The 24,747-nt window shown below is 34.1% G+C and carries 19 protein-coding genes; 11 read left to right on the top strand and 8 right to left on the bottom strand.

Annotated elements, in window-relative coordinates:
- Positions 1-47 precede the first annotated feature (47 nt).
- The 3 genes from HM987_RS11950 to HM987_RS11940 all read left to right on the top strand — a co-directional run bounded on the left by HM987_RS11950 (position 48) and on the right by HM987_RS11940 (position 4,693).
- Entirely contained in the window at positions 48-2,111 is a 2,064-nt protein-coding gene (locus tag HM987_RS11950) for a S9 family peptidase (protein WP_179008301.1), read from the top strand.
- A gap of 72 nt (positions 2,112-2,183) precedes the next feature.
- Positions 2,184-3,221, top strand: coding sequence for a PLP-dependent cysteine synthase family protein (locus HM987_RS11945; protein ID WP_179008300.1), 1,038 nt, complete (start codon positions 2,184-2,186; stop codon positions 3,219-3,221).
- Positions 3,222-3,433: 212 nt separating this feature from the next.
- A complete protein-coding gene (locus HM987_RS11940; protein ID WP_179008299.1) occupies positions 3,434-4,693 on the top strand; it encodes an aminotransferase class I/II-fold pyridoxal phosphate-dependent enzyme in 1,260 nt (419 codons plus the stop codon).
- A gap of 79 nt (positions 4,694-4,772) precedes the next feature.
- On the opposite strand, the gene HM987_RS11935 is transcribed toward HM987_RS11940, so the two are convergent.
- Positions 4,773-5,891, bottom strand: coding sequence for a GTP cyclohydrolase (locus HM987_RS11935; protein WP_179008298.1), 1,119 nt, complete (start codon positions 5,889-5,891; stop codon positions 4,773-4,775).
- An 18-nt stretch (positions 5,892-5,909) separates the two neighbouring features.
- Positions 5,910-6,875, bottom strand: coding sequence for a transporter (locus HM987_RS11930; RefSeq protein WP_179008297.1), 966 nt, complete (start codon positions 6,873-6,875; stop codon positions 5,910-5,912).
- 149 nt (positions 6,876-7,024) lie between these two features.
- Here HM987_RS11930 and HM987_RS11925 point away from each other — a divergent pair, with 149 nt between their 5' ends.
- The 5 genes from HM987_RS11925 to HM987_RS11905 all read left to right on the top strand — a co-directional run bounded on the left by HM987_RS11925 (position 7,025) and on the right by HM987_RS11905 (position 14,207).
- On the top strand, positions 7,025-7,297 hold the full coding sequence (locus tag HM987_RS11925; RefSeq protein WP_179008296.1) for a DUF4834 family protein: 273 nt from the start codon (positions 7,025-7,027) through the stop codon (positions 7,295-7,297).
- 109 nt (positions 7,298-7,406) lie between these two features.
- Positions 7,407-9,833 (top strand): YfhO family protein, encoded by a 2,427-nt coding sequence (locus tag HM987_RS11920; RefSeq protein ID WP_179008295.1) that lies wholly within the window; start codon positions 7,407-7,409, stop codon positions 9,831-9,833.
- 64 nt (positions 9,834-9,897) lie between these two features.
- On the top strand, positions 9,898-11,217 hold the full coding sequence (locus HM987_RS11915; protein WP_229724426.1) for a glycosyltransferase family 4 protein: 1,320 nt from the start codon (positions 9,898-9,900) through the stop codon (positions 11,215-11,217).
- A gap of 169 nt (positions 11,218-11,386) precedes the next feature.
- Entirely contained in the window at positions 11,387-12,847 is a 1,461-nt protein-coding gene (locus HM987_RS11910; RefSeq protein WP_179008294.1) for an oligosaccharide flippase family protein, read from the top strand.
- A gap of 88 nt (positions 12,848-12,935) precedes the next feature.
- A complete protein-coding gene (locus tag HM987_RS11905; protein WP_179008293.1) occupies positions 12,936-14,207 on the top strand; it encodes a PDDEXK-like family protein in 1,272 nt (423 codons plus the stop codon).
- Between the two features lie 122 nt (positions 14,208-14,329).
- Here the strand turns inward: HM987_RS11905 and HM987_RS11900 are convergent, their stop codons facing one another.
- Complete coding sequence (locus HM987_RS11900) at positions 14,330-15,610, bottom strand: hypothetical protein (protein WP_179008292.1); 1,281 nt, start codon at positions 15,608-15,610, stop codon at positions 14,330-14,332.
- Between the two features lie 177 nt (positions 15,611-15,787).
- Between HM987_RS11900 and HM987_RS11895 the strand changes: the two genes are divergently transcribed.
- A complete protein-coding gene (locus tag HM987_RS11895) occupies positions 15,788-16,615 on the top strand; it encodes an alpha/beta hydrolase (RefSeq protein ID WP_179008291.1) in 828 nt (275 codons plus the stop codon).
- 45 nt (positions 16,616-16,660) lie between these two features.
- On the opposite strand, the gene HM987_RS11890 is transcribed toward HM987_RS11895, so the two are convergent.
- Positions 16,661-17,350, bottom strand: a complete 690-nt coding sequence (locus HM987_RS11890; protein WP_179008290.1) for a hypothetical protein — start codon at positions 17,348-17,350, stop codon at positions 16,661-16,663.
- A 232-nt stretch (positions 17,351-17,582) separates the two neighbouring features.
- On the opposite strand from HM987_RS11890, the gene HM987_RS11885 reads away from it, so the two are divergent.
- Complete coding sequence (locus HM987_RS11885; protein WP_179008289.1) at positions 17,583-18,668, top strand: DUF3667 domain-containing protein; 1,086 nt, start codon at positions 17,583-17,585, stop codon at positions 18,666-18,668.
- On the opposite strand, the gene HM987_RS11880 is transcribed toward HM987_RS11885, so the two are convergent.
- Both HM987_RS11880 and uvrA read right to left on the bottom strand, forming a co-directional pair.
- Positions 18,665-19,333, bottom strand: coding sequence for a hypothetical protein (locus tag HM987_RS11880; protein ID WP_179008288.1), 669 nt, complete (start codon positions 19,331-19,333; stop codon positions 18,665-18,667). The genes HM987_RS11885 and HM987_RS11880 overlap by 4 nt on opposite strands.
- Position 19,334: 1 nt before the next feature.
- Positions 19,335-22,124 carry an excinuclease ABC subunit UvrA gene (gene uvrA, locus HM987_RS11875; protein WP_179008287.1) on the bottom strand — a complete coding sequence of 930 codons (2,790 nt, stop codon included), beginning with the start codon at positions 22,122-22,124 and terminating at the stop codon, positions 19,335-19,337.
- A gap of 305 nt (positions 22,125-22,429) precedes the next feature.
- On the opposite strand from uvrA, the gene HM987_RS11870 reads away from it, so the two are divergent.
- Entirely contained in the window at positions 22,430-23,014 is a 585-nt protein-coding gene (locus HM987_RS11870) for an RNA polymerase sigma factor (RefSeq protein ID WP_179008286.1), read from the top strand.
- 236 nt (positions 23,015-23,250) lie between these two features.
- Here HM987_RS11870 and HM987_RS11865 read toward each other — a convergent pair whose 3' ends face one another.
- Both HM987_RS11865 and HM987_RS11860 read right to left on the bottom strand, forming a co-directional pair.
- Positions 23,251-23,802 carry a hypothetical protein gene (locus HM987_RS11865; protein WP_179008285.1) on the bottom strand — a complete coding sequence of 184 codons (552 nt, stop codon included), beginning with the start codon at positions 23,800-23,802 and terminating at the stop codon, positions 23,251-23,253.
- A 283-nt stretch (positions 23,803-24,085) separates the two neighbouring features.
- On the bottom strand, positions 24,086-24,745 hold the full coding sequence (locus HM987_RS11860; protein WP_179008284.1) for an endonuclease III domain-containing protein: 660 nt from the start codon (positions 24,743-24,745) through the stop codon (positions 24,086-24,088).
- Positions 24,746-24,747: the final 2 nt, after the last annotated feature.

Genomic DNA, 24,747 nt, shown 5'->3' with positions numbered 1-24,747 from the left:
AATTAGTAAATTGCTCGACTTTTTAGACTAAAATTTTCTTAAAACAAATGATAAAAAAATCAGAAATCAAACCTCCTATAGCAAAAAAGATTCCTAATCAATTGGAAAAGCATGGCGACATACGCATTGATAATTACTTTTGGATGAAAGATAGAGAGCATCCAGAAGTGATAGATTACCTTAATGCAGAAAATGAATATTGCGATATGGAAATGGCGCATACCAAGTCGTTTCAAGAGGATTTGTTTGAAGAAATGAAAGCCAGAATAAAGGAAGATGACGAATCTGTACCTTATAAATACAATGGGTATTGGTACATTACAAAATTCGAAAAAGGAAAAGATTATCCTATTTATACACGAAAAAAGGAGAGCTTAGAAAATCCTGAGGAATTGCTATTTGACTGTAACAAGATGGCCGAAGGCGAAAGCTATTTTAAATTGGCAGGAATCAGTGTTAGTCCAGATAATAAATTAGTGTCCTATGGTATTGATACTACGGGAAGACGAAACTACACCATTCATGTTAAAAATTTAGAAACAAATGAAGTCGCCTTGGATCGAGTTCTGAACACTACAGGCTCTTCCAGTTGGGCAAATGATAATGAAACCTTATTTTACACCAAAAAGGATGAGGTGACCTTAAGAGCTTTCCAAATTTACAAACATCGATTGGGCGATAATACTGAAGACGAACTCGTTTTTCAAGAAGGCGATGATACGTTTGGCGTTGCGGTTTATAAATCGAAATCCAGAAAGTATCTCATTATTGCTTGCTATAGTACCTTAACCAATGAATATCATATTCTTGATGCCAATAATCCTGAAGGAAAATTTCAAGTATTTCAGCCTAGAATAAGAGGTTTGGAATATAGCATTTCCCATTATGATAATCATTTTTATATACTTACCAATAAAGACAAAGCGACCAATTTTAAATTAATGAAAACGCCAGAGTCTAATACTAAAGTTGAAAACTGGAGAGAAGTCATTGCGCACCGAAAAGATGTTTTGTTAGAAGGTATAGACATTTTTAAAGACTATTTGGTCATAAGTGAACGCAGCAATGGTTTAAATGAAATTCGAATAAAACGATGGGATGGAAGTGAAGATTACTACTTGCCATTTGATAACGAAACTTACACAGCATATACGGGAACCAATGTAGATTTTGATACCGAAATTTTACGGTATGGCTACAATTCCATGACAACGCCATCATCTGTTATTGCATTTGATATGCGCACTAAAACAAAAATCGTCTTAAAGGAACAAGAGGTTTTAGGCGGAAAATTTGACAAAGACAATTATACATCAGAACGTATTTGGGCAACTGCAGAGGATGGTACAAAAATTCCAATGTCTGTGGTTTATAAAAAAGGGATAAAGAAAGATGGAACAAACCCCTTGATGCAATACGCTTATGGAAGTTATGGCTCTACTATAGATCCTTATTTTTCAACGATAAGATTAAGTTTGTTAGATCGTGGATTTATTTATGTCATTACCCATATTAGAGGTGGAGAATACTTAGGACGTGATTGGTATGAAAATGGTAAATTACTGAATAAGAAAAATACGTTTTCAGATTTTATTGCGTGTTCCATTCATTTAATAAAAGAGCGTTACACATCTTCTCAGCATTTATATGCCATGGGCGGAAGTGCAGGCGGTTTGTTAATGGGAGCGATTATTAATCAAGCACCTGAACTATACAATGGTATTGTTGCTGCAGTTCCTTTTGTCGATGTTATAACCACCATGTTAGATGATTCTATTCCTTTAACTACGGGTGAATATGATGAATGGGGAAATCCGAACGATGTTTTGTACTACAATTACATTAAATCCTATTCGCCATACGATAATGTTGAAGCTAAGGACTATCCTAATATGCTGATTACCACAGGGCTTCATGATTCGCAAGTGCAATATTGGGAACCAGCAAAGTGGGTGGCAAAATTGCGCGATATGAAAACAGATTCTAATAAATTATATTTAAAAACCAATATGGATGCTGGTCATGGTGGAGCTTCGGGACGTTTTGAAAGCCTAAAGGAAGATGCAGAAGAGTTTGCTTTTGTACTTGATTTAGAAGGAATTTCCAGTTAATTCAAAAAAAAATGTTACTTTTGCGAGGTTTTAGGTGTCTAATAAATAATGACTACTGAAAAATTTCATTTTATGAACAACAACAAAAATGTATTTGATAATGTGTTGCAACTAATCGGTAACACTCCCCTAATCAAATTAAATAGAATGACTGCTAACTTCGATGGTGACTTTTATGCCAAAGTAGAAGCGTTTAATCCAGGTCATTCTTCTAAAGACAGAATCGCATTACATATTATTGAAGAAGCTGAACGCCAAGGTATTTTGTCTCCTGGTGATACTATTATAGAAACTACCTCTGGTAATACTGGTTTTAGTATAGCTATGGTAAGTATTATTAAAGGGTACGAATGTATTTTAGCCGTAAGCTCTAAATCTTCTGCAGATAAAATAGACATGTTAAAGTCTATGGGAGCAAAAGTCTATGTTTGTCCAGCACACGTAAAAGCGGATGATCCTCGTTCTTATTACCAAGTGGCGAAACGTTTGCACGAAGAGAATAAAGGGTCTATATATATCAATCAGTATTTTAATCAATTGAATATTGATGCCCATTACTACACTACTGGTCCAGAAATTTGGGATCAGACGGAAGGCGAGATTACACACCTTATTGCATGTAGTGGTACAGGAGGAACTATTTCTGGAATTTCGAAGTATTTAAAAGAGCAAAACCCAAATGTCAAAGTCATTGGTGTTGATGCTTATGGTTCAGTTTTGCAAAAATATCACGAGACACGTGAGTTTGATGATAAAGAAATTTATCCTTATCGAATTGAAGGTTTAGGTAAAAACTTAATCCCTTCTGCAACGGATTTTGATGTTATTGACAGATTTGTAAAAGTCACAGACGAAGAAAGTGCACATACAGCGAGAGAGATTTCAAATACTGAAGGTCTTTTTGTAGGTTACACGAGTGGTGCGGCAATGCAAGCGATTAAACAATTACAAGAGGAAGGCGAATTTAAACCAACGGATAAAATTGTAGTGATTTTCCCAGATCATGGATCACGTTATATGAGTAAAGTCTATAACGATAAGTGGATGGAAGATCAAGGCTTTTTTGATAGTAAATCTGAAGTCCAAGCTACAATAGAATATATAAAGTAAAAGATTAAAAATAGAAGAAAACCTATCGTATATAATTATGATAGGTTTTTTTTTGTTTAAAACTTTGATCATAGTTAGAATAAATAAATTATGCGGTCATCATATTATTGCCTAATTTTGCAGACACTAACTAAATTAAATTAACTAATGTTGAAAGTGTTTTAAGTGTGGGTTTTTAACGTTTAGGACAGGATTAATAGCAATTTTAACGCATGAAGGATTTATTTGAAAAGATTTATAGGGATAAAGGGCCACTGGGTAAATGGGCTGCACAAGCAGAAGGATACTTTGTGTTTCCTAAACTTGAAGGTGAGATTTCTAATAGAATGAAATTTCAAGGGAAAGATGTTATTACTTGGAGTATTAATGATTATTTAGGTTTAGCAAATCACCCAGAAGTGAGAAAAGTGGATGCCGAAGCTGCAGCAGCTTATGGTTCTGCTTACCCAATGGGTGCGCGTATGATGTCTGGTCATACCGATTTACATGAGCAATTGCAAAATGAACTTGCCGCATTTGTCCAAAAAGAAGCCGCTTACTTATTGAATTTTGGCTATCAAGGTATGGTATCTACTGTAGATGCTTTAGTCGGTAAAGATGATATTATTGTTTATGATGTCGATGCACATGCTTGTATCATTGATGGTGTAAGATTACACCATGGTAAAAGATTCACCTATAAGCATAATGATATTGAAAGCCTAGAAAAAAATCTGGAGCGCGCCACAAAAATGGCTGAACAAACAGGTGGTGGAATTTTAGTGATTTCTGAAGGTGTATTTGGCATGAGAGGTGAGCAAGGACGACTTAAAGAAATTGTTGCCCTTAAAGAAAAATTCAACTTTAGATTATTTGTTGATGATGCCCATGGTTTTGGTACTTTAGGGAAAACTGGTGCTGGAGCAGGTGAGGAACAAGGCGTGCAAGATGATATTGATGTCTATTTTGCAACCTTTGCTAAGTCTTTAGCAAGTACTGGTGCTTTTATTGCAGCTGATCAAGAAATTATAGATTATTTAAAATATAACTTACGTTCTCAAATGTTTGCCAAATCATTGCAAATGCAATTGGTGGTTGGTGCTTTAAAACGTTTGGACATGTTACGTACCATGCCAGAACTAAAGCAAAACCTTTGGACCATTGTGAATGCTTTACAATCAGGCTTAAAAGAACGTGGTTTCGATATTGGAACAACTCAAAGTTGTGTAACACCTGTATATTTAAAAGGAAGCATTCCTGAAGCGATGGCTTTAGTAAGGGATTTACGTGAAAATTACGGAATATTCTGTTCTATAGTGGTTTATCCTGTAATACCTAAAGGGATGATTTTGTTGAGAATGATTCCTACAGCAACACATACTTTGGAAGATGTAAGGGAAACACTTGATGCATTTGATGCCATTAGGGAGCGTTTAGTAAATGGAACTTACAAAAGAATGTCTGCAGCCTTAATTGCAGCTATGGGTGAATAATTAGAAACTCATTAGTATATAAAAAAACGGTTATTACTAAGAAAAGTAATAACCGTTTTTTTTATTCATTTTCTAAATGCTATAAGTCCTTCACAAAAGTTTTCCGTCTGGCATATATCTTAGGATCAAAATGCTTCCATATTTGTTTAATAGCCACATTATCTTCAAGCTCGGGAGTTCTGTAGCAGGTTTCAATCCCTTTTGCTGTAAACGTTTCATAGTATTCATTGAAGATCAAGGCGTGTACACCTTTATTTTGATACTCTGGCAGTATGCCAATAAGATAAAAAATAACTTCTTTGCTATTTTTTTTCGCTTTTAAAATATGTGTAAATCCAAAAGGAAAAAGTTTTCCATTAGCTTTTTGTAAGGCTTGGGCAAACCTTGGCATTACAATGGCAAAACCAATAAGTTTGTCATCTTTGTCCAGTATAAATTTGATGTATTCCGGATTGATGAAACTGATAAATTTCTTTTTGAAATATTCCTTTTGAATGTCCGTGATTTCCACAAAAGACGATAATGAAGAATACGTTTCGTTAAAAAGGTCGAACATTCGGTCTGCGTAAGGCATTACCTCCTCAGTTTTGGTGAAAGACAAAGCTTTTACTTGGTAACGACGTTTTATAAGTTCCTGTGCCTTTTTAAAAAACTCTGGCTTTACATTGCTAAACGGAAATCTGCTTTCTGCGTACTCCTTTTCAATTTTGTAACCATGGACGTTATAATGATTCACATAATAAGCATTATTGTACCAAGTAATCATGGTCGCCAAATGGTCAAAACCTTCAGTCATCACACCAACCTTATCTAAGTTGGAAAACCCAACAGGGCCTTCTGTGTAGCTCAAGCCATGTTCTCTTCCAATGTTTTCAACCGTTTCTAATAATAGTCTACTAACGTCTAAGTCGTCAATAAAATCAAACCAGCCGAAGCGCATTTTTTTGATTCCTTTTTTGTCAACTTCCAAATAATTTATAATCGCAGAAATTCTACCAACTATTTTGCTGTCCTTGTATGCAAGGAAAAAACGGGCTTCAGCATCATTGAAAATAGGATTTTTGTCTTTATTAAAAGTTTCTAATTCTTGTTTGATAATTGGAGGTACCCAATATTTTGAGTCCTTGTATAATTCAAAAGGAAACTTAACAAATGCCTTTAAATCCTTTTTTGATGTGGCTTCTTTGATTGTTATCATGTAGTGAGGAGAGCTAAATTAGGAGTCAAAATCATCTTCTTTTTTCTTCTTTTTTTTCTTTTTTCGCATTTTACCGTTTCCGTCTTTGGCGGAGTTACCATTATCAATCTTTTTGTCCTTATGGAAATCCAAGCGATAAGAGGCTCCAAAAGCGATATTGAAAATGGAAGGTGTATCCTTAGTATTAAAGGCGATATTGGCATCGAGCTGAAAATCCTTGGTCCAAAGATAAGCGCCTCCAAACCTAAAAATATTATCAGCATAAAAATCACTCTGAATACCTTGGGTTTCGCCAAATACAACCCATTGAGGTGTAAAAGAATGGGTTAAGGTTAATATATATGAAAAATCGGATTGGTCTGTACCAATTCTATCCTTTATTAAGTTCATCACAAAAACCCAACCGCCATTAAAGTTGTTTTGGGTAGCAATCATTACTTTTGGACTAAAACCTTCAATGCCAGAAGCTGTGTAAGGATTGTCTTTGGTGTCATAATTAGCTCCAACATAAACAGAAACAGCTGGTATTAGTGATTTCCAGCTAAAGCCTCTATTGGCATGGTAGCTGTACAAATTTGGTTTTGCATCTTCTGCATTTTTGTAAGGGTCGTAAACTAGGTATTTAGCGCCTAGAGTGAAATTTTTAAAATTAGAACGTGTATCTTCAATAGCTATAGTCCCACTGTTATAAGTTATGTTATCGTTTTGATAAATGCCATCAAGTGATAGCTCCAGCTGCTCAAAAAGTAATCCATATCGAAGCGCAAAATCGAGACCAAATCCTGAGACTTCATAATTTCGGAGCGCATGCTCTTCTTTAACGGTGAATGCGCCAGCTTCAAACTGAACTACTCCTGTACCAACAGAGAAGGCACTTTTTGAAACTCCAGGACGATTAGAGTTAATGACTTCGGTATATTGAGCATAAGCAGAATTAAAGGATATTACAATTAATAAAACAAGGGTCGATTTGAGTATTCTCATTGTTTAAGGATTTAAAACCGTTCTATCTATTGAAGATTTGAGCCAAATATATAGATTTTATAGTTTTTTTAAGGAATAATAACGTAATATAAATGACGATAATTGTATTTTTGAATATTACAATGTTTATTATTCAATTAGCTTGATCCATGCAATTACTGAGAACTATTTTAATTATTTTACTGGTTTATTTCGGTTTTAAGATATTGGCACGTCTCTTTGCGCCTTTATTGGTGCGTTTTGTGGCTAAAAAAGCCGAACAGAAATTCGGGGAACAATTTGGTGGATTCCAAAATCCTAATCAGCAAAGACAACAACAAAAGGAGAATGAAGGGGAAACCGTTATCGATAAAATGCCGAATAAAAGTAAATCTTCAAACGACAAAGTAGGCGAGTATATCGATTACGAGGAAATTGAGTAACTCAATTCCTGCTTGGTTACTGAGCGAAGTGGAAGTAAAGGCAGGAATCTTATAAGTTGTTTCAATAAAAATAACTACTTTTCAGAATCATTCAACTTAAAGTATTTTCATGTCTTTTTCAATAAAACGTTTTTTGCCACATGTCCTAATTTTAATAGGATTTGTAATCGTGTCTTTAGCTTATTTTAGTCCTGTTTTACAAGGCAAAAAAATCAATCAAAGTGATATCATGCATTATATTGGTATGGCTCAGCAGCAAAAAGAGTTTGCCAAGTCCACAGGAGAAGAAACGTACTGGACCAATAGTGCTTTTGGCGGGATGCCGACTTATCAATTAGGGGCTAAATATCCTCACAATTACATAAAAAAACTCGATTTAACCTTACGTTTTTTGCCTAGACCAGCAGATTATCTATTTCTTTATTTTATTGGTTTTTATATTTTATTGTTGTCATTAAAAGTTGATTTTAAGCTGGCAGCTCTTGGTGCATTAGCTTTTGGATTTTCGACTTATCTCATTATTATTTTAGGTGTCGGACATAATTCTAAAGCACATGCTATTGCTTATATGCCGTTGGTTTTAGCGGGAATTGTCCTCACTTTTAGAAAGAATTATATATTAGGATTTCTACTCACCACTATTGCTTTGGGGCTAGAAATTGTTGCTAACCATTTCCAAATGACCTATTACCTTTTATTATTGGTATTGGTTTTAGGCTTGGCGTATCTTATTGACGCTTACAGAAAAAAAGTATTGCCACATTTCTTTAAATCAGTTGGGTTGCTTTCTGTTGCAGCCATTTTAGCCGTTGGTCTCAATGCCACTAATATTATGGCAACGCAAGAGTATGTAAAAGAAAGTGCTCGTGGTCAAAGTGACTTATCTATTAATCCTGATGGTTCGCCAAAAGAAGTCACTTCAGGATTAAGCAAAGATTATATTACCGAATACAGTTACGGAATTTTGGAAACCTTTAATCTCTACATCCCAAAATTTATGGGAGGTGGAAATTATGAGGATGTTGGCAAAGATTCCGAAACCTACGAAGCCTATATTAATTTAGGAGCTTCACCAATCGAAGCTCTCGATGCTGCCCGAAATGCACCAATGTATTGGGGAAATCAACCCATAGTTGAAGCACCAGCTTATGTTGGAGCCGTAATAATTTTCCTATTTATACTAGGCTTATTTTTAGTAAAGGGCAGATTGAAATGGTGGCTTGTAGGTGGAACGATTTTATCACTTTTATTGTCTTATGGAAAAAATCTCGGGTTTCTAACTGATTTCTTTATCGATTATGTGCCTTTATACAATAAGTTTAGAGCCGTAAGTTCTATTCAGGTTATTTTGGAATTATGCGTTCCTGTATTGGGCATATTTGCTTTGGTTCGCTTATTTAATGACTTCCAAAAAGAGGAAGAAAAGTTAAAAGCCTTATTATATGCCTTAGGAATCACTGCAGGTTTAGCTATCATCTTTTTACTGTTTAAATCCACATTATTTGATTTTGAAGGCTTAAGGGACGACCAATATATTGAAGCCTACGGACAACCTTTTATGGATGCTGTTATAGAGGATAGAAAATCCCTATTGACAAAGGATACCTTAAGAACATTGATTTTAGTGTTATTGTCAGCAGGAACGATTTACCTGTTTCTGAAAAAGAAATTATCAGAAACTTTAGTCGTCGTTGTATTTGCCGTTTTAATCCTTTTTGATTTGGTCAGCGTGGATAAAAAATATGTCAATAATGATGATTTTGTGTCGGCCATTAAAGTTGATAAACCCTATCAGCCTAACAGTGCAGATAAGGAAATTTTAAAAGATAAAGGGCATTTTAGAGTGATGGATATGTCTTCCGAAGGTCAGCGAATGCCAGCAAAAGCGGCTTATTATCATAATTCTTTAATGGGTTATAGTGCTGCTAAATTAGGTCGTGCAGAAGAATTGTTGGAATTCCATGTGTATAAAAACAACATGAATGTCCTCAATATGCTTAACACCAAATACATTATTGCCGAGGAGCAAGGACAGATTTTTCCATATACCAATACAGAAGCCAATGGCAATGCTTGGTTTGTGTCTAAACTTAAAGTTGTTGCTGACGCCAACCAAGAAATTTTGGCTCTGGATAGTTTGAATACTAAGACTTCAGCGGTTTTAGAAAAAAAGGTTCAAACAGATCATAATTTGAAATCCACCTATCAAGTTGATTCTACTGCTTCAATTCAGTTAAAAGAATACCAACCAAATTACTTAAAATACGAAACCAATAATAGCAATAATGGATTGGCTGTATTCTCAGAAATCTACTATGCTAAAGGTTGGAACGCTTATATCAATGGTGAATTAACACCACATTTTAGAGTAAATTATGTGCTTCGAGCTTTAGAGATTCCAAAAGGAAATCACACCGTAGAATTTAAGTTTGAACCACAAGTTGTAGAGACCGGAAGTAAAGTGGCTTTGGCAAGTTCAGTTGTATTAGGACTTTTGGTTTTGTTGGGTCTATATTTTACTTTTAGGAAAAAATAAAACTAGCTGTCACACTGAGCGCAGTCGAAGTGTTTCTTTTATAGTAAGTTAATTATTAATATTAATGAGATTCCTGCCTTCGCAGGAATTTAGGATGGGCAAAAAACAGATTCTAATCATAACATACTATTGGCCACCAGCTGGAGGTCCTGGCGTACAACGTTGGTTGAAATTTGTAAAATACTTGCCAGAGTTTGGTCTTGAGCCAATTGTCTATTGTCCAGAAAATCCAAATTATCCTATTGTTGACGAAAGTTTGGTTAACGAAATTCCAGATAGCATTACCATTTTAAAACACCATATTAAAGAACCTTACAGTCTGGCTGGCTGGTTGTCCAAAGGTCGTTCTAAAAAAATCAGTTCTGGCGTTATTCCTCAAGCTAAAAAGCAAACCTTAGTTGAAAAAGCGATGCTCTATATTAGGGGAAATTATTTTATTCCAGATGCGAGGAAAAATTGGGTAAGCCCTTCGGTTGAATTTCTTTCAAATTATATAAAAGAACACGAAATAAAAACCATAATTACCACAGGGCCACCTCACAGTTTACATTTAATTGGCTTACGGTTAAAAGCAATATTGGATGTGAAGTGGCTTGCAGATTTCAGAGACCCATGGACAACCATTGGCTACCATAAAGATTTAAAATTGACAGAAGTTTCAAAAGCAAAACATTTGGAATTAGAGCATAACGTTCTAAATTCAGCTGATGAAATCATCGTTACAAGTAATCATACCAAAAACGAATTCCGAACCAAAACCAAGCAACCGATTTCAGTAATTACCAATGGTTATGATTCCCATACTATTAGCGTAGAAAAAAAGGACGAGTTGTTTACCTTATCTCATATTGGCTCATTATTGTCTGAAAGAAACCCTGTGGTTTTGTGGGAAACGATTTCAGAATTAATAAGGGAGAATGAATCTTTTTCAGAAGCTTTTAAATTACAATTGATTGGTGTGGTTAGCGATGATGTTATAGAATCGATTTACAAAAATGGACTGAAAGATCACGTTGACGTAATTGGTTATGTAAATCATGAGAAAGCCATAAAATTTCAAATGACATCACAATTATTGTTGTTAATTGAAATCGACTCCGAAGACACTAAAGCCATCATACCAGGAAAAGTTTTTGAATATCTGATTTCTGAAACACCAATTTTAGCTATTGGCCCAAAAGATGCTGATGTGGAACAAATTATAAAGTCCACCAACACAGGAGTGTATTTTAATTACAACCAAAAAGTAGAATTAAAAGCACAAATCTTATCTTATTTCGAAGCCTTTCAAAACAACAGCTTAAACGTAAATGCGATAGGTTTACAACCTTATAGTAGAAAAGCATTGACTGAAAAATTGGCGAATTTGATTAAACATTGTTAGTAATCCTGCAAGGTTTCTAAAACCTTGTAGGTATGATACTTAGCTGTTTTTTTGTCAAAATCTACAAGGCATGTGTTGAACTTGATTCAGCATCTAAACTTGCAGGTTAGGGAAACAATTTTCACGTAGTCATTTTGGAATTTGAAAATTTAAAGTTGTTATTTGTAAAATGGGAATCGTATTAAACCAATCTTTTAAAAACACCTTAACCACCTATTTAGGTTTCGGGATTGGAGCCATTAATACGCTTTTTCTTTACACCAATTTTTTAACAGACCAATATTATGGCTTGGTCGCTTTTTTACTTTCAGCAGCGAATATTATGATGCCTTTTATGGCATTTGGAGTTCATAATGCCATTGTAAAGTTCTATTCCACTTTTAAATCAAAAAATAGTATCAATAGTTTTCTGACCTTGATGTTGTTTCTGCCACTACTGTTTATAATCCCAACTGTTTTTATTGGTTTTTTTGCCTATGATACTATTGTAGAATGGCTTTCAAATGAAAACCGAATCGTAGAAAATTACATTTGGCATATTTTTGTTTTGGCGGTGTCTATGGCTTATTTCGAAATCTTTTTTGCATGGACCAAAGTGCAAATGCAAACCGTTTTTGGAAACTTGATGAAAGAGATTTTTCATAGAGTCTGTATTATGTTTTTACTGGTTGGCGTGAATTTAGATTGGCTCTCAGTGGACCAATTTATCATCGCCCTCGTTGGAGTCTATGTTTTACGAATGCTTATCATGAAACTTTATGCGTATTCGGTAAGGTTCCCAAAGTTAAAATTTCAGAAATTAGAGAATCAATTTTCAATTATGAAGTATTCTGGCTTAATGATTATTGCGGGTTCAGTTGCCATGTTAATTCTCGATATCGATAAGTTTATGATTGGCCTAATGTTACCGGATATTGAACAGGTCGCTTATTACAGTGTTGCTATATTTATTGCTACGGTTATTGCGGTCCCACAACGAGCCATGCACCAAATTATGTTACCTCTAACGGCTAAGTATCTCAATGAAAAAGATCATTTGTCTTTAGAAGATTTGTACAGACGCAGTTCTATGACGCTTTTGGTGGTCAGTGGTTTTATCTTCTTGTTGATTATTTTAAATATCAATCAGTTGTATGAGATTCTGCCGAAGGAATTTACAGGAGGTCTTTTTGTTGTCTTAATTGTTAGTTTAGCAAAACTCTATGACAACAGCTTAGGAAATAATAATGCTATATTATTCAACAGTGATTATTATAGGATGGTCTTGTTTTTTGGGGTTTTATTGGCGATTATGGCCATTGTTTTGAATGCTGTTTTTATTCCTATTTATGGCATCGAAGGTTCAGCATTTGCAACATTTTTAGCTGTTTTTATTTATAACACGATCAAAATTATATTTGTAAAGCGGAAATTTAATATGTTACCGTTTACAATGGGCTCGGTAAAGATTGTTATAGTATTGATAGTGTTGTCAGTGGCTTTTTACTTTTGGGAATTTCCATTTCATCCCATACTGAATATCACTTTGAAATCTGCATTAATCGGTTTTGTTTATTTAATTATGATTTACAAATTGAATGTTTCTTTGGATATTTCGAGTCAGATAAGGAAGTATTTGCGGTTGAAGTAATCTTGTGAAGTTGAAATTGAATTTGAAGTTGAAATTGAGTTATAACTTTATGAATAAAAATGATTTCAATTAAAAATAATAATGCTAAATGAATCAAATCAATAAAACAAAAGTAACAACTCAAAAACTTAAAAGCTTATTGTTAATTACAGGTCGCATTGTGGATTATCATAATAAGTTGACAATTGCAAAAGGAGAACATTTTAATTTGTTTTCGGTTTTAAAAATAGAGACAAGAGAAGATAAAACCCATTCAGCTTTTCTGGCAGAATTATTAAACCCAAATGGCTCTCATCAAATGGGTGATATATTTTTAAAATTATTTTTAAATGTTGTAAATTATGAGGAAGATAGCATAGAAAAAAATAACATTTTATATGACGCTTTTAATAGTAAAGAAGCTTTGGTTACAACTGAATTTTATATTGGGAAAGTGGATTTAAAGAATGAAACAGGTGGTAGAATTGATGTTTTTTTAAAAGATAAAGCTGGAAATACAATAAGTATAGAAAATAAGATTTATGCTAAAGACCAACTCAAACAAATAAAACGTTATTTTAATTATAACCATTTAAAAAACAAAGTTTTTTATTTGACCTTAAAAGGTAGTAATCCTGAAAAAAATAGCAGATTAAACCTCAAATCTGGTGAACATTTCTATAATATAAGTTATAGGGAGCATATTGTTGAATGGTTAGAACTATGTTTAAAAGAAGTTCCAAATTTTAGTGGTTTAAGAGAGGCAATTAATCAATACATACTATTAATTAAAAAATTAACGAACACAATGAATACTGAGAATGAAAAAGAGCTTTTAGAAATTATGATGGCAAATATCGAAGAGTCAAAATTTATAGCTGATAATTATGATAAGGCGTTAAGGAAACTAAGACATAATTTCAGGGAAAATGTAATTGAAGTTTTAAGAATGAGACTCAATGAATCTAATTATCAAATCGATGCTGGTAGCCCAGTTAAAAATAAGTTTTCACAAATTTGGATTCGTTTGAGAAGTAATCCCAATCCATACTTTTTGTTTGGTGTAGAATCTTTTAGTGGAGCAGGTCTTAAAGATGGTGATATGTTTGTAGGTATTATAAGTGTGAAAGGTTCTCCAATAGTTGAAAAATTGCCAGATGAAAATAGAATTAATAATAGTTGGCGCCAAGTCCATTTTTTCAAAACAGAAAAATTAAACCCAATAAATTTAAGTCATAATTATACCATTAAGATACTGAATAATAAAGATTCTAAGGAGTACAAAGCATTATTAAATACCTGTTGCAATCAAATTGTAAAATTTGTGGAAGATTATGAGAGAAAATTACCTAAAGAATTGTTTTATAATAATATGGAATGATATTGCAATTAATACCTTTATTAAGAGATTCCTGCTTTCGCAGGAATATAAATATAAGAATGTCCCGTAAGGTGCTCTGAGGCATACATCATACGGGACATCCAACCAACCAAAAAAACTCTTTATCCTCTTGTTCGTCTTGAGCTAGATCTTGTAGAACTTTGGTTGCTCTTTCTACTTGTATTAGATCTGCTTTGTACAGACGGTGATTTTCTTTTATTCTGAACAGTACTTCGCTGTCTTGGACTTTGCGACGTTCTGTTATTATACGTACGAGAATTTGTCGCTTTCGGTTTTCTTAACGAAGTAGTTCTCGTTTTATTATTAGACACAGCTCTATTTGTTCTGGTCACATTTTTATTCGTATTTCGTGTTGAAATCGAATTATTGCTACGCGTTGTTCTTGTGGGAACTTTTACTCTCGTATTAGAACGTGTAGTAATTGCTTTATTAGTTCTAGTTGTTCTTGTTGGAGCTTTTACTCTAGTATTTGAACGTGTGGTAATTGCTCTATCATTTCTAGTTGTTCTAATAGGTGTCGAAACTCTAGTATTAGATCTATTAGTTGCATTGGCACTACGAGTTGTGCTTGTCCTAGTCGCATTCGTTTCACTTAAACGTGAAGCTCTTGTACTTGCTATTGCTCTATTGTTTCGTGTCGCACGAGTCCTAATAGTTCGTTCTCTTTCATTTCTCGGCGTTTGTGCATAACTATTGGTTCTTCTTGTAGAATTAGAACGTCTCACAGCATAACCGTTATCTCGTCTTCCAATGTTATAATATCTCACGTTATTCGTATAAGGTCTGTAATAAATATGTCTTACAGGTGCGTAATATTGTCTGTATGGATTAACGTGCACAACACAAAAGTTTACATGAGGTACAGCATAAAATCGGTGCCATGGTCTGTAAACATACGCTTTGTTATAACTGTTGATGAAACCATCATATCTCCAGAACGTATTGTTTCTATAATAAACATTAAGTCCACCAACGCGATTAATTCTACCAAAACTATTGTAGTTGATAAAAATGTTTCCAATCTGATTGACACGTCCATAGTAATCATAGTATATAGGCGTATTTTCAATTTGAATAATCGCACCAAAACTATCATACTGTACGTAAGGGTTATAATCATAACCTGAGTTAAAGCTTAAACTGAAACCAGGTCTATCAATATTGACACTTACATCTGGACCGTAGTTTGGTATATAAAAATCAAACTGGCCATCTGCAAAAACTGAAAACTCAATTCCGGCTTCATTAAATATGAAAGAATTACCATAACCTCTTACATAGTTATTAATTGAAGCTTCTGCTTCAGATGTGGTTGTGTTGGTTGCGAATGCAGTTGCGCTCATGGCGACAAAGGCTGCAAATAAATATAGTAATCGTTTCATAATAATTGGGTTTTAAATTAAACTCATATAATATAAAACAAACAGCGTGCCAAACTTCGTAAGTGCTTTGTAGAGTCTTTAAAATCGGTGTTTTATAAGGATAATTTAATTCGATCTAATAATTCATTAAAAAAAAAAGAGGTATTTTTAAAACGAACTAATTATCAATTTTGACTCATGAAAAAAGCACTACTATTTTTTGTATTATTTGGTTATAGTTTTATTTCGAAAGACAAAGCAATTGAATATGTTTTAAATGAGAATATTAACTATTACGAAGATTCAATATCAAAATCTGACAGTTATATTAAAGAGCGTTGTGTTTTAGATATTTATTACCCTAAGGAAGTGAAAAATTATTCAACTATAGTTTGGTTTCATGGTGGTGGTTTAACAGGAGGGAATAAGTTTATTCCTGAGTCTCTCAAAGATAAAGGCGTTGCAATTGTAGCGGTTAATTATAGATTAAACCCAAATGTAAAAGCACCTACCTATATTGAAGATGCAGCGGCAGCAGTAAGTTGGGTATTTAAAAATATACAAAATTACGGAGGCGATCGATCTCGTATTTTTGTTTCTGGACATTCCGCAGGCGGTTATTTGGCAAGTATGATTGGTTTGGATAAATCGTGGTTAAATACGCGTGATATCGATGCCAATGATATAGCAGGATTAATTCCCTTTAGTGGACATACAATAACGCACTTAACTGTTAGAAAAGAACAAGGCATTCCTGAATATCAACCAGTGGTTGATAAATATTCTCCTTTGTACCATATTAGAGCAGATGCACCTCCTTTGCTTTTAATCACAGGAGATAGAGAGTTAGAGATGTTGGGACGATATGAAGAGAATGCATATTTAGCACGTATGATGAAAGTTATAGGCCATAAAGAAACTTTACTATTGGAGTTAGATGGTTACGATCACGGTGGAATGGCTTATCCTGCCTTCCCTTTGCTATTAAAGGAAGTTAGAAGAATTGAGACTATAGAAAAACCCTGAAATGCTTGGGGAAACATTCAGGGTTTTTGGTAATCAATCAAAATCTCAAAATTTGATTTTCTTTTGCTTCAAGGTTTTTCCACCTTTTCTATAGTAGTAATAATCATCGTCGTTGTTGTTCCAGTCATCCTCATTCCAGTTATTATGATTTGAATCATCAAAATGATCTGCAGAACAACCGGTTATACCACAAATACCACAATTTTGATTATTAAAATTTACAAAACCTCTGGTTCCGATGACTTCGCCATGTCTGTTTGTTAGAATTCGTAAACCACCGACTTGCACCAATTGATGTCCTCTATATCCCAAATACACCGAACCGACACGTTTGAGTCGCCCTTGTCTATCGTAATTAATAAAGACATTCCCAATACGTCTTACTCGTCCTTCGTTGTCGTGTTTAATTAAAACACCTCTGTCATTAACATTTTGAGTTGTTCCTGGGGCACCATAAGTTCTATTGGTGCTGCGTCTGGTTCGTGTATTAGAACGTCTGTAGTAATAATTGTTGTCATTTGGTGCTGTGGTAAATAGTTCGGTATTAAAATCGAAGCTACCATCAGCAAAGACCAAAAATTCCACGCCTCGTTCCACAAACAAAATAGGTTGAGCATATCGATTGCGCGCCGTATTATAATCTTCCCCAATTAAAACAGCATCTCCTGCTGTTGTTGCTGTGGCTGATGTTAATCCTATTAACACCATGGCCATAAAAAGTACTTGTCTTTTCATAATTTATAGGTTTTTAGATTTGCCCAGTCGCTAATTCGTTTAGGACTTTTGGACTTAAGCTATTGGTTAGGGATTTTCAATTAGCGTGCCAAAATATTTAAGTGACTGAAATTCAAATTTTTAGTTGGTTTTTGAATTTGAGATCTGAAATAATTTTAATTTAGACTCTTCTTTTATAAAACGAATGGTGTCATAAAATTTAGTATTTTTAAACCAAGACTAACCATCAACCATGAGCACCAATCAAGTAAATTGTAAAAATTGTGAAAAACCTTATGAAGAAGGGTTTCAATTTTGTCCGCATTGTGGACAAAAAACTAATGATGAGCTGACCATTGGAGTGCTCTTTTACAATACCATTAGCAACTATTTTTCATTTGATGCCCGTTTTTTTAAGAGCTTTATACCGTTGCTATTTAAACCGGGTTATCTACCTAAAGAGTTTATTAAAGGAAAACGATTATTGTATTTGCACCCAGCGCAGATGTATTTATTTATTTCTGTGGTATTCTTTTTCATTTTTTCATTTAGTGCAAGGGAACAGGCGGATTCCTTAAATCAGGAACTTAAAAAAACGCTGAGGACGGATGAGGAGGTGGTCGTTTTGGATTCGATCAAAGCAAAAGAGAAAGAGGTTAATCTAAAAATTGAAGATTCATTAACTAGAACCGAAATAAGAAAGGCACTTGAGGATAATCAATGGATCACGAAAATGTCAGATAAGGAGATCGATTCTATTGTGAATCTAGAAAATGTTCCTAAGAAAACAGATTTTTCATTAGGTTTTAATGAAAATGAAATAGATTCATTAATAGCTATAGATGCTCCTGATGAAGAAATTTATAAAGTTATGGGCATGGATGACGACGATGGTTGGTTTATGAGAAAAGTGTATGCTCAAGGACTCAAGTTTTATCAAGCTAGGGATGGCGGTAATGTGTTACAAGCGTTTTATGATACGGTGCCAATAGCCTTGTTCTTTTTGTTGCCGATTTTTGCGCTCATCATAAAGGTACTGTATTTTAGAAAAGGAAGATATGCACATCATTTGGTCTTTAGTTTTTACTTTTTTTCATATTTATTTACCGTTTTCAGTGTCATTTTTGGTATCAATCTAATTTGGGATATACCAGACTGGATTGATTGGCTTGTTGCCTTGTCGACTTTTGTTTATTTAATGATAGCTTTGAAAAGATTTTATAGTCAAGGTTGGATTTTAAGTTGGTTTAAATGTAGTGTGGCAACCTTTACTTTTATAGCCGTTGTAATTCCAACTGCAGTAGTAATTTTAGGGCTTTTCGCATTTCTATTCTATTAATCTTCAATAGAACCAGCATGCCAAATAGGAATATTTAAGAATTGGCTCAAAATTTCAGCATCAATAATAATTGCTTTTAAATTGCCATGATCAATTATATTTTTTCTAGTAGCATCCTTCAGAACTAAGTTGAGTTCAAAACTTTTATAAGAGCCCTTATCACTTTTTACGTGTTCGCCAATAATTTGAATGGCAACAATAGATTTTAACGGTATATAATTTTTTGAAGTATCCTTTTTTATGGTGTTAACGTCAATTTTATAGGCTTTGTAATAAATGCCTAATTGCTTGTCAAAAACACGAGGCATATAGAAGAAATAAAACATTAATCCGCCTGCTGTGGCAAAAATTAGTCCGAATAACAATAAAAACCACTCGATTTCAGCAAAATCGAAGCCATTGTTTAACAGTGGATATAGTCCAAAAAATAAAACACCTAAGCCTGCGGCTAGAAATGCAAAGTTGAAAAGCGCCACACCAGTTGAAGGTTTATAAAGTATTTTAGAACTCGATTCTTCTATCAGAACATGCGTTGTAAAATTTGCGCCACCTGATTTTAGAGGTGATGTTGACACTTTAGATTTTAGAGAATTAGTCTCATCATCGATAAAAGCATATTTTCTAAAATCAATTGAAATATCATCAGACCTATTAGATAACTCCATTTTACAATTTCTCTTTCAAATATTTTCCAGTGACCGATTTTTTATTTTTTGCAATCTCTTCAGGTGTACCTGAAGCCACAAGTTGTCCACCATGCTTTCCACCTTCTGGTCCTAAATCGATAATGTAATCCGCACATTTAATTAAGTCAATATTATGTTCAATAACAATAATCGAATGGCCCTTAGCGATTAATGCCTGAAAAGATTTCAATAATTTTTTGATATCATGAAAATGAAGTCCTGTGGTCGGTTCATCAAAAATGAAGAGTGCATTATCGCTTTTGCTGCCCTTTCCCAAGAACGTGGCAAGTTTGATACGTTGAGCCTCACCGCCAGAAAGGGTAGAAGAGGACTGGCCTAAAGTCACATACCCTAAACCAACGTCTTGAAGCGGTTGTAGCTTCTTTTTGATTTTTGTTTGCTTATAGGTTTTGAAGAAATCGATGGCATCATCAATAGTCATATTCAAAATATCATCTATGGATTTATCTTCAAACTTAACTTCCAATACTTCTTTTTTGAAACGTTTTCCGCCACAAGTATCACAAGTTAAATGCACATCTGCCATAAACTGCATTTCAATCGTCACTTCGCCTTCGCCTTTGCAGGTTTCACAACGGCCACCATCCACATTAAAACTAAAATGTTTAGCAGCATAATTTCTAATATTGCTTAATTTTTGAGATGCATACAACGCACGAATGTCATCATAAGCCTTTATATAAGTCACGGGATTAGAACGAGACGAGCGACCAATTGGGTTCTGATCCACAAATTCCACATGCTGAATATTACTATAATTTCCTTTCACTTCTGAAACTTGACCGATTTTATCACTAAAACCTGTCAGCTTCTTTTGTACCGCAGGAAAAAGGATTTTTTTAACCAAGGTACTTTTTCCACTTCCTGAAACTCCAGTAATTACAGTTAGCATTTCTAGCGGAAACGTCACGTCAACGTTTTGTAAATTGTTCTCGCGAGCACCAACAACTTCAATACCATATTTAGAGGTTCTTCGTTTTTTAGGCACTTCAATTTCCATTTGACCATTAAGATATTTTGCCGTCAATGTATCTGAATCTAAAATGGCTTCAAAATCTCCAACAGCAACAACTTCACCTCCAAAAGTGCCGGCCTCTGGTCCGATATCAATTATGGAATCAGCGGCTTTCATTATATCTTCGTCGTGCTCAACCACAATAACGGTATTGCCTAAATCCCGCAAGGACTTTAAAACCTCGATTAAACGTTCCGTATCTTTGGGATGTAAACCAATACTGGGTTCGTCCAAAATATACATGGAACCAACAAGACTACTTCCTAAAGAGGTGGCTAAATTGATACGCTGACTTTCACCACCTGAAAGTGTATTCGATTTTCGGTTTAATGTTAAATAATTCAACCCAACATTAGATAAAAAGCCTAAACGTGTGTTGATTTCTGTTAAAAGTCGTTTTGCAATTTTGAAATCATGAGCATTCAATTTTAGGTTTTTGAAAAACACAATCAGTTCATCTATCGGTAAATCTACTAAATTAGTGATAGTAGAACCATCGACTTTTACATAATTAGCTTCTTCACGTAACCGCTTTCCCTTACAAACATTACATTTCGTTTTACCACGATAACGGGAAAGCATCACTCGATTTTGGATTTTATAGGCTTTCGATTCCAACTCAGCAAAAAAAGCATCCAAGCCCTCAAAATATTTGTTGCCTTTCCAAATGAGTGCTTTGTTAGCATCGCTCAATTGAAAATAGGGTTTGTGAATTGGAAAATCAAAATGATGGGAGTTGTTGACCAATTGATCTCTGTACCAACTCATACTTTCACCTCGCCAAGGAAAAATCGCATTTTCGTAAACCGATAATGCTGTATTAGGAATTACCAAATCATCATCAATACCAATGACATCGCCATAACCTTCACATTTTGGGCATGCGCCATAAGGATTGTTGAAGCTGAATAAATGGGCGTTTGGTTCAAGAAAAGACATGCCATCCAATTCAAATTTATTATTGAAAACGGCTTGTTTATGGTCGGAAAGGGATTCAATGATACAAGTACCAACACCTTCGTAAAAGGCAGTTCCTACAGCATCAGCTAAACGATTTAGAAAATCCTCATCCTCTTTAAATACAATTCTATCAACAACTAAGAAAAGATCTTTGTCCGTTTTGATTTTGGTTTTTAAGGCATCATCAATTCTAACCACCTCATCTTTTACTTTAATACGTGCATAACCTTGCTGTTGAAGTGTTTGAAGTTTATTTTCAACCGTTCGTCCTTCTTCTAATATAACAGGTGCTAAGAGTAATAATTTGCTGCCTTCTTCAAATTTTGAAATGAAATTAATAACATCGGAAACAGTATGTTTTTTTACTTCGTTGCCAGAAATAGGTGAGTAGGTCTTCCCGATTCTAGCGAATAATAGTTTGAGATAATCATAAATTTCAGTCGTCGTCCCAACGGTGGAACGTGGGTTTGTAGAATTCACTTTTTGCTCAATCGCAATGGCAGGAGCGATACCTTTAATATAATCAACTTTGGGTTTATTCAGTCGACCTAAAAACTGGCGTGCATAACTGCTCAGACTTTCTACATAGCGTCTTTGACCTTCGGCATATAAGGTATCGAACGCCAAGCTCGACTTTCCTGAACCCGATAATCCTGTAATAACCACCAGTTTGTTTCTTGGAATAACAACATCGATATTTTTAAGATTATGCAGTTTGGCTCCTTTTATAATGATGTTTTCTTTTGGGCTAACGTCTAAAACAGTAGAATTCATAGGTTGCTTTTGGTATCTAAGTTTGCAAAGATACTATAATAGCATATAACCATTAAAATTAGCGGCATAATTCATTTATTGGAAGTATCATGTTTGTCCAAGTTCTATTTTCATCCATAAAAGGAACTGTTTATCCGACAAAATGTTAAATTTTAATACTTTTTTTTGTTTTTTCGGAATGATTGTTGTTATATTTGACACCTATTCATTTATAAAAATAACCGCGTATAGTATAATATTACTTTAAAAAAATAGCTTTTAACCCCAAACTTAGTACCAAAATACTAGGCTTTAAAGTAATTATTATGAAAAGAGAACTTATCCAAGACGCGGAGTTGGTCAGCGACTACATTAACGGCAACGAGAATGCCCTTTCAATTTTGATAGAAAGGCATAAGCAAAAAATTTACAGTTTTATTTATTCTAAGGTTTATGACAGAGATGTTACTGAAGATGTTTTTCAGGATACCTTTATTAAAGTCATTAGAACTTTAAAACGCGGAAAATATAACGAAGAAGGTAAATTTTTACCTTGGGTAATGCGAATTGCCCACAATTTGGTTATTGACCATTTTAGAAAAAATAAGCGTATGCCAAAATTTCAAAATGCAGGTGACTTCAGTATTTTTTCTGTGTTGAGTGATTCGAGTTTAAACGCTGAAAAAACGATTATAAAGAACCAGGTAGAATCTGACGTTCGACGTATAATAGAGGAATTACCAGAAGATCAAAAGCAAGTACTGTTGATGCGTATGTATCAAGATATGAGTTTTAAGGAAATCTCGGAACGTACTGGTGTAAGTATCAATACGGCATTAGGAAGAATGCGCTATGCCTTGATTAATATGCGAAAGGTAATTGAGCAAAATAATATAGTTTTAACAAATTGATACAATAAAGCATATAAAAATGCGTTTTTGCTATATATAAACTCATAAATAGTTAAAATGGCACAAATTTACTCTAATGCTTCCCCAAAAAAGGATAACCTAAAACCAAAAGACGAAACGATAAGTTTTCTTTTGAATTACTCGAAGGCTTTAAGTGTTATAAGTTATAATAAATTGAAGTTTGAAGCACTTCTAAATTGAATTAATTTTAATGGAAAAATCCTGATGTGAAAACATCAGGATTTTTTTGTTAATAACAATGCTTCATAGTTTTGAGTTGTGAGATACTCTTGTTTTAAGGCTTTTAAATATTGAATGGTCTTTTCTCTTAAAGTATGATTCTCTTTTAAGCAATTTTTGATGTTTTCGTCGTGAATCGTCAAGATGATGTACCAATGGCCAGTTCTACTTTTATAATGGTCTTCAAACAGGCGTGAGTTACCATTGTTTTCTCTTTTGGCATCAATGGCGATCAATGGAAGATTTATCATTTCGTCAGTTCGTTCTGCTTCATAATAAGAAAGGTATAAGGTTTGCCCCTCAATTTTAATGGGTACATTACTACCTACATTGACATTGTTTAATCTGTATTTTTTATTGATGTAAGTATAGAATTCATCTGCATCTTTAGAATCTTTAAATATGAAGGCCATTTCCCTTGGCATATTTTTCTGAAACTTTTTTGCCTGTATAATTTTATAATCTTGATTCTTAAATTTTGGAGCTATTTTAACTGGAATGCAGGAGGTCACAACAAAAGCTAAAAATAAAATGGAAAGTTTTTTCATGAATTGATGGTTTTCAGTATGGCCACAAGAATTGTACCAATGGAGTTTTTTAATTATGAGAGATTAGAGTAAGTTTTACTTTACACTTTACACTTTACACTTTAAACTTTACACATTACACATTACACTTTACACATTACACATTACACATTACACATTACACATTACACATTACACTTTACACTTCACACTTTCTACTGAACACTGAACAATTTTCCCCTTAGGGGAAATGTCCGTAGGACAAAGGGGAACTGACTACTGCCACTGAGACTGAGACTAAAAACTAACGCTTCTTCTTTTTATAATAGTCATTCAAGACCGATTTTCTGCCAATCGTTTTAGTGATAATATCCTTTTCCAAATCCCAACCACGAGCAGGTGAATACTCTCTTCCATACCAAATAATTTGAAGATGGAGATCATTCCAAAGTTCTTCAGGAAAAATACGTTTAGCATCTTTTTCGGTTTGTACTACATTTTTACCATTGGTTAAATTCCAGCGGTACATTAAGCGATGAATATGAGTATCCACAGGAAACGCAGGAATATCAAAAGCTTGTGATAAAACCACAGCAGCTGTTTTATGACCAACTGCAGGTAATGCTTCAAGTTCCTCGTAGGTTTTTGGTACTTTACCATTGTGCTTATCAATTAAAATATGGGATAAGCCATGGATGCCTTTGCTTTTCATTGGAGACAAGCCAACCGGTTTTATAATTTCCCTGATTTCCTCAACACTCAGTTTAATCATATCGTATGGATTGTCTGCACGTTTAAATAGCAACGGTGTGATTTTATTGACACGTACATCTGTACTTTGTGCCGACATCAAAACCGCTATCAATAAGGTATAGGGATCTTTGTGTTCCAGTGGAATCGGAATTGTAGGATATATTCGATTTAACGTATTTATAACAAAATCTACCTTTTCTTGCTTAGTCATTC

Origin of the sequence: Winogradskyella forsetii (genome assembly GCF_013394595.1) — a bacterium.
Taxonomy (GTDB): Bacteria; Bacteroidota; Bacteroidia; order Flavobacteriales; family Flavobacteriaceae; genus Winogradskyella; species Winogradskyella forsetii.
The sequence above is the reverse complement of the archived record's forward strand: the minus strand, read 5'-3'. Positions and strand labels throughout refer to the sequence as shown.

Coding starts and splice junctions, on each gene's coding strand:
- HM987_RS11950 (WP_179008301.1), top strand. CDS start 48: ATGATAAAAAAATCAGAAATCAAACCTCCTATAGCAAAAAAGATTCCT.
- HM987_RS11945 (WP_179008300.1), top strand. CDS start 2,184: ATGAACAACAACAAAAATGTATTTGATAATGTGTTGCAACTAATCGGT.
- HM987_RS11940 (WP_179008299.1), top strand. CDS start 3,434: ATGAAGGATTTATTTGAAAAGATTTATAGGGATAAAGGGCCACTGGGT.
- HM987_RS11935 (WP_179008298.1), bottom strand. CDS start 5,891: ATGATAACAATCAAAGAAGCCACATCAAAAAAGGATTTAAAGGCATTT.
- HM987_RS11930 (WP_179008297.1), bottom strand. CDS start 6,875: ATGAGAATACTCAAATCGACCCTTGTTTTATTAATTGTAATATCCTTT.
- HM987_RS11925 (WP_179008296.1), top strand. CDS start 7,025: ATGCAATTACTGAGAACTATTTTAATTATTTTACTGGTTTATTTCGGT.
- HM987_RS11920 (WP_179008295.1), top strand. CDS start 7,407: ATGTCTTTTTCAATAAAACGTTTTTTGCCACATGTCCTAATTTTAATA.
- HM987_RS11915 (WP_229724426.1), top strand. CDS start 9,898: ATGAGATTCCTGCCTTCGCAGGAATTTAGGATGGGCAAAAAACAGATT.
- HM987_RS11910 (WP_179008294.1), top strand. CDS start 11,387: ATGGGAATCGTATTAAACCAATCTTTTAAAAACACCTTAACCACCTAT.
- HM987_RS11905 (WP_179008293.1), top strand. CDS start 12,936: ATGAATCAAATCAATAAAACAAAAGTAACAACTCAAAAACTTAAAAGC.
- HM987_RS11900 (WP_179008292.1), bottom strand. CDS start 15,610: ATGAAACGATTACTATATTTATTTGCAGCCTTTGTCGCCATGAGCGCA.
- HM987_RS11895 (WP_179008291.1), top strand. CDS start 15,788: ATGAAAAAAGCACTACTATTTTTTGTATTATTTGGTTATAGTTTTATT.
- HM987_RS11890 (WP_179008290.1), bottom strand. CDS start 17,350: ATGAAAAGACAAGTACTTTTTATGGCCATGGTGTTAATAGGATTAACA.
- HM987_RS11885 (WP_179008289.1), top strand. CDS start 17,583: ATGAGCACCAATCAAGTAAATTGTAAAAATTGTGAAAAACCTTATGAA.
- HM987_RS11880 (WP_179008288.1), bottom strand. CDS start 19,333: ATGGAGTTATCTAATAGGTCTGATGATATTTCAATTGATTTTAGAAAA.
- uvrA (WP_179008287.1), bottom strand. CDS start 22,124: ATGAATTCTACTGTTTTAGACGTTAGCCCAAAAGAAAACATCATTATA.
- HM987_RS11870 (WP_179008286.1), top strand. CDS start 22,430: ATGAAAAGAGAACTTATCCAAGACGCGGAGTTGGTCAGCGACTACATT.
- HM987_RS11865 (WP_179008285.1), bottom strand. CDS start 23,802: ATGAAAAAACTTTCCATTTTATTTTTAGCTTTTGTTGTGACCTCCTGC.
- HM987_RS11860 (WP_179008284.1), bottom strand. CDS start 24,745: ATGACTAAGCAAGAAAAGGTAGATTTTGTTATAAATACGTTAAATCGA.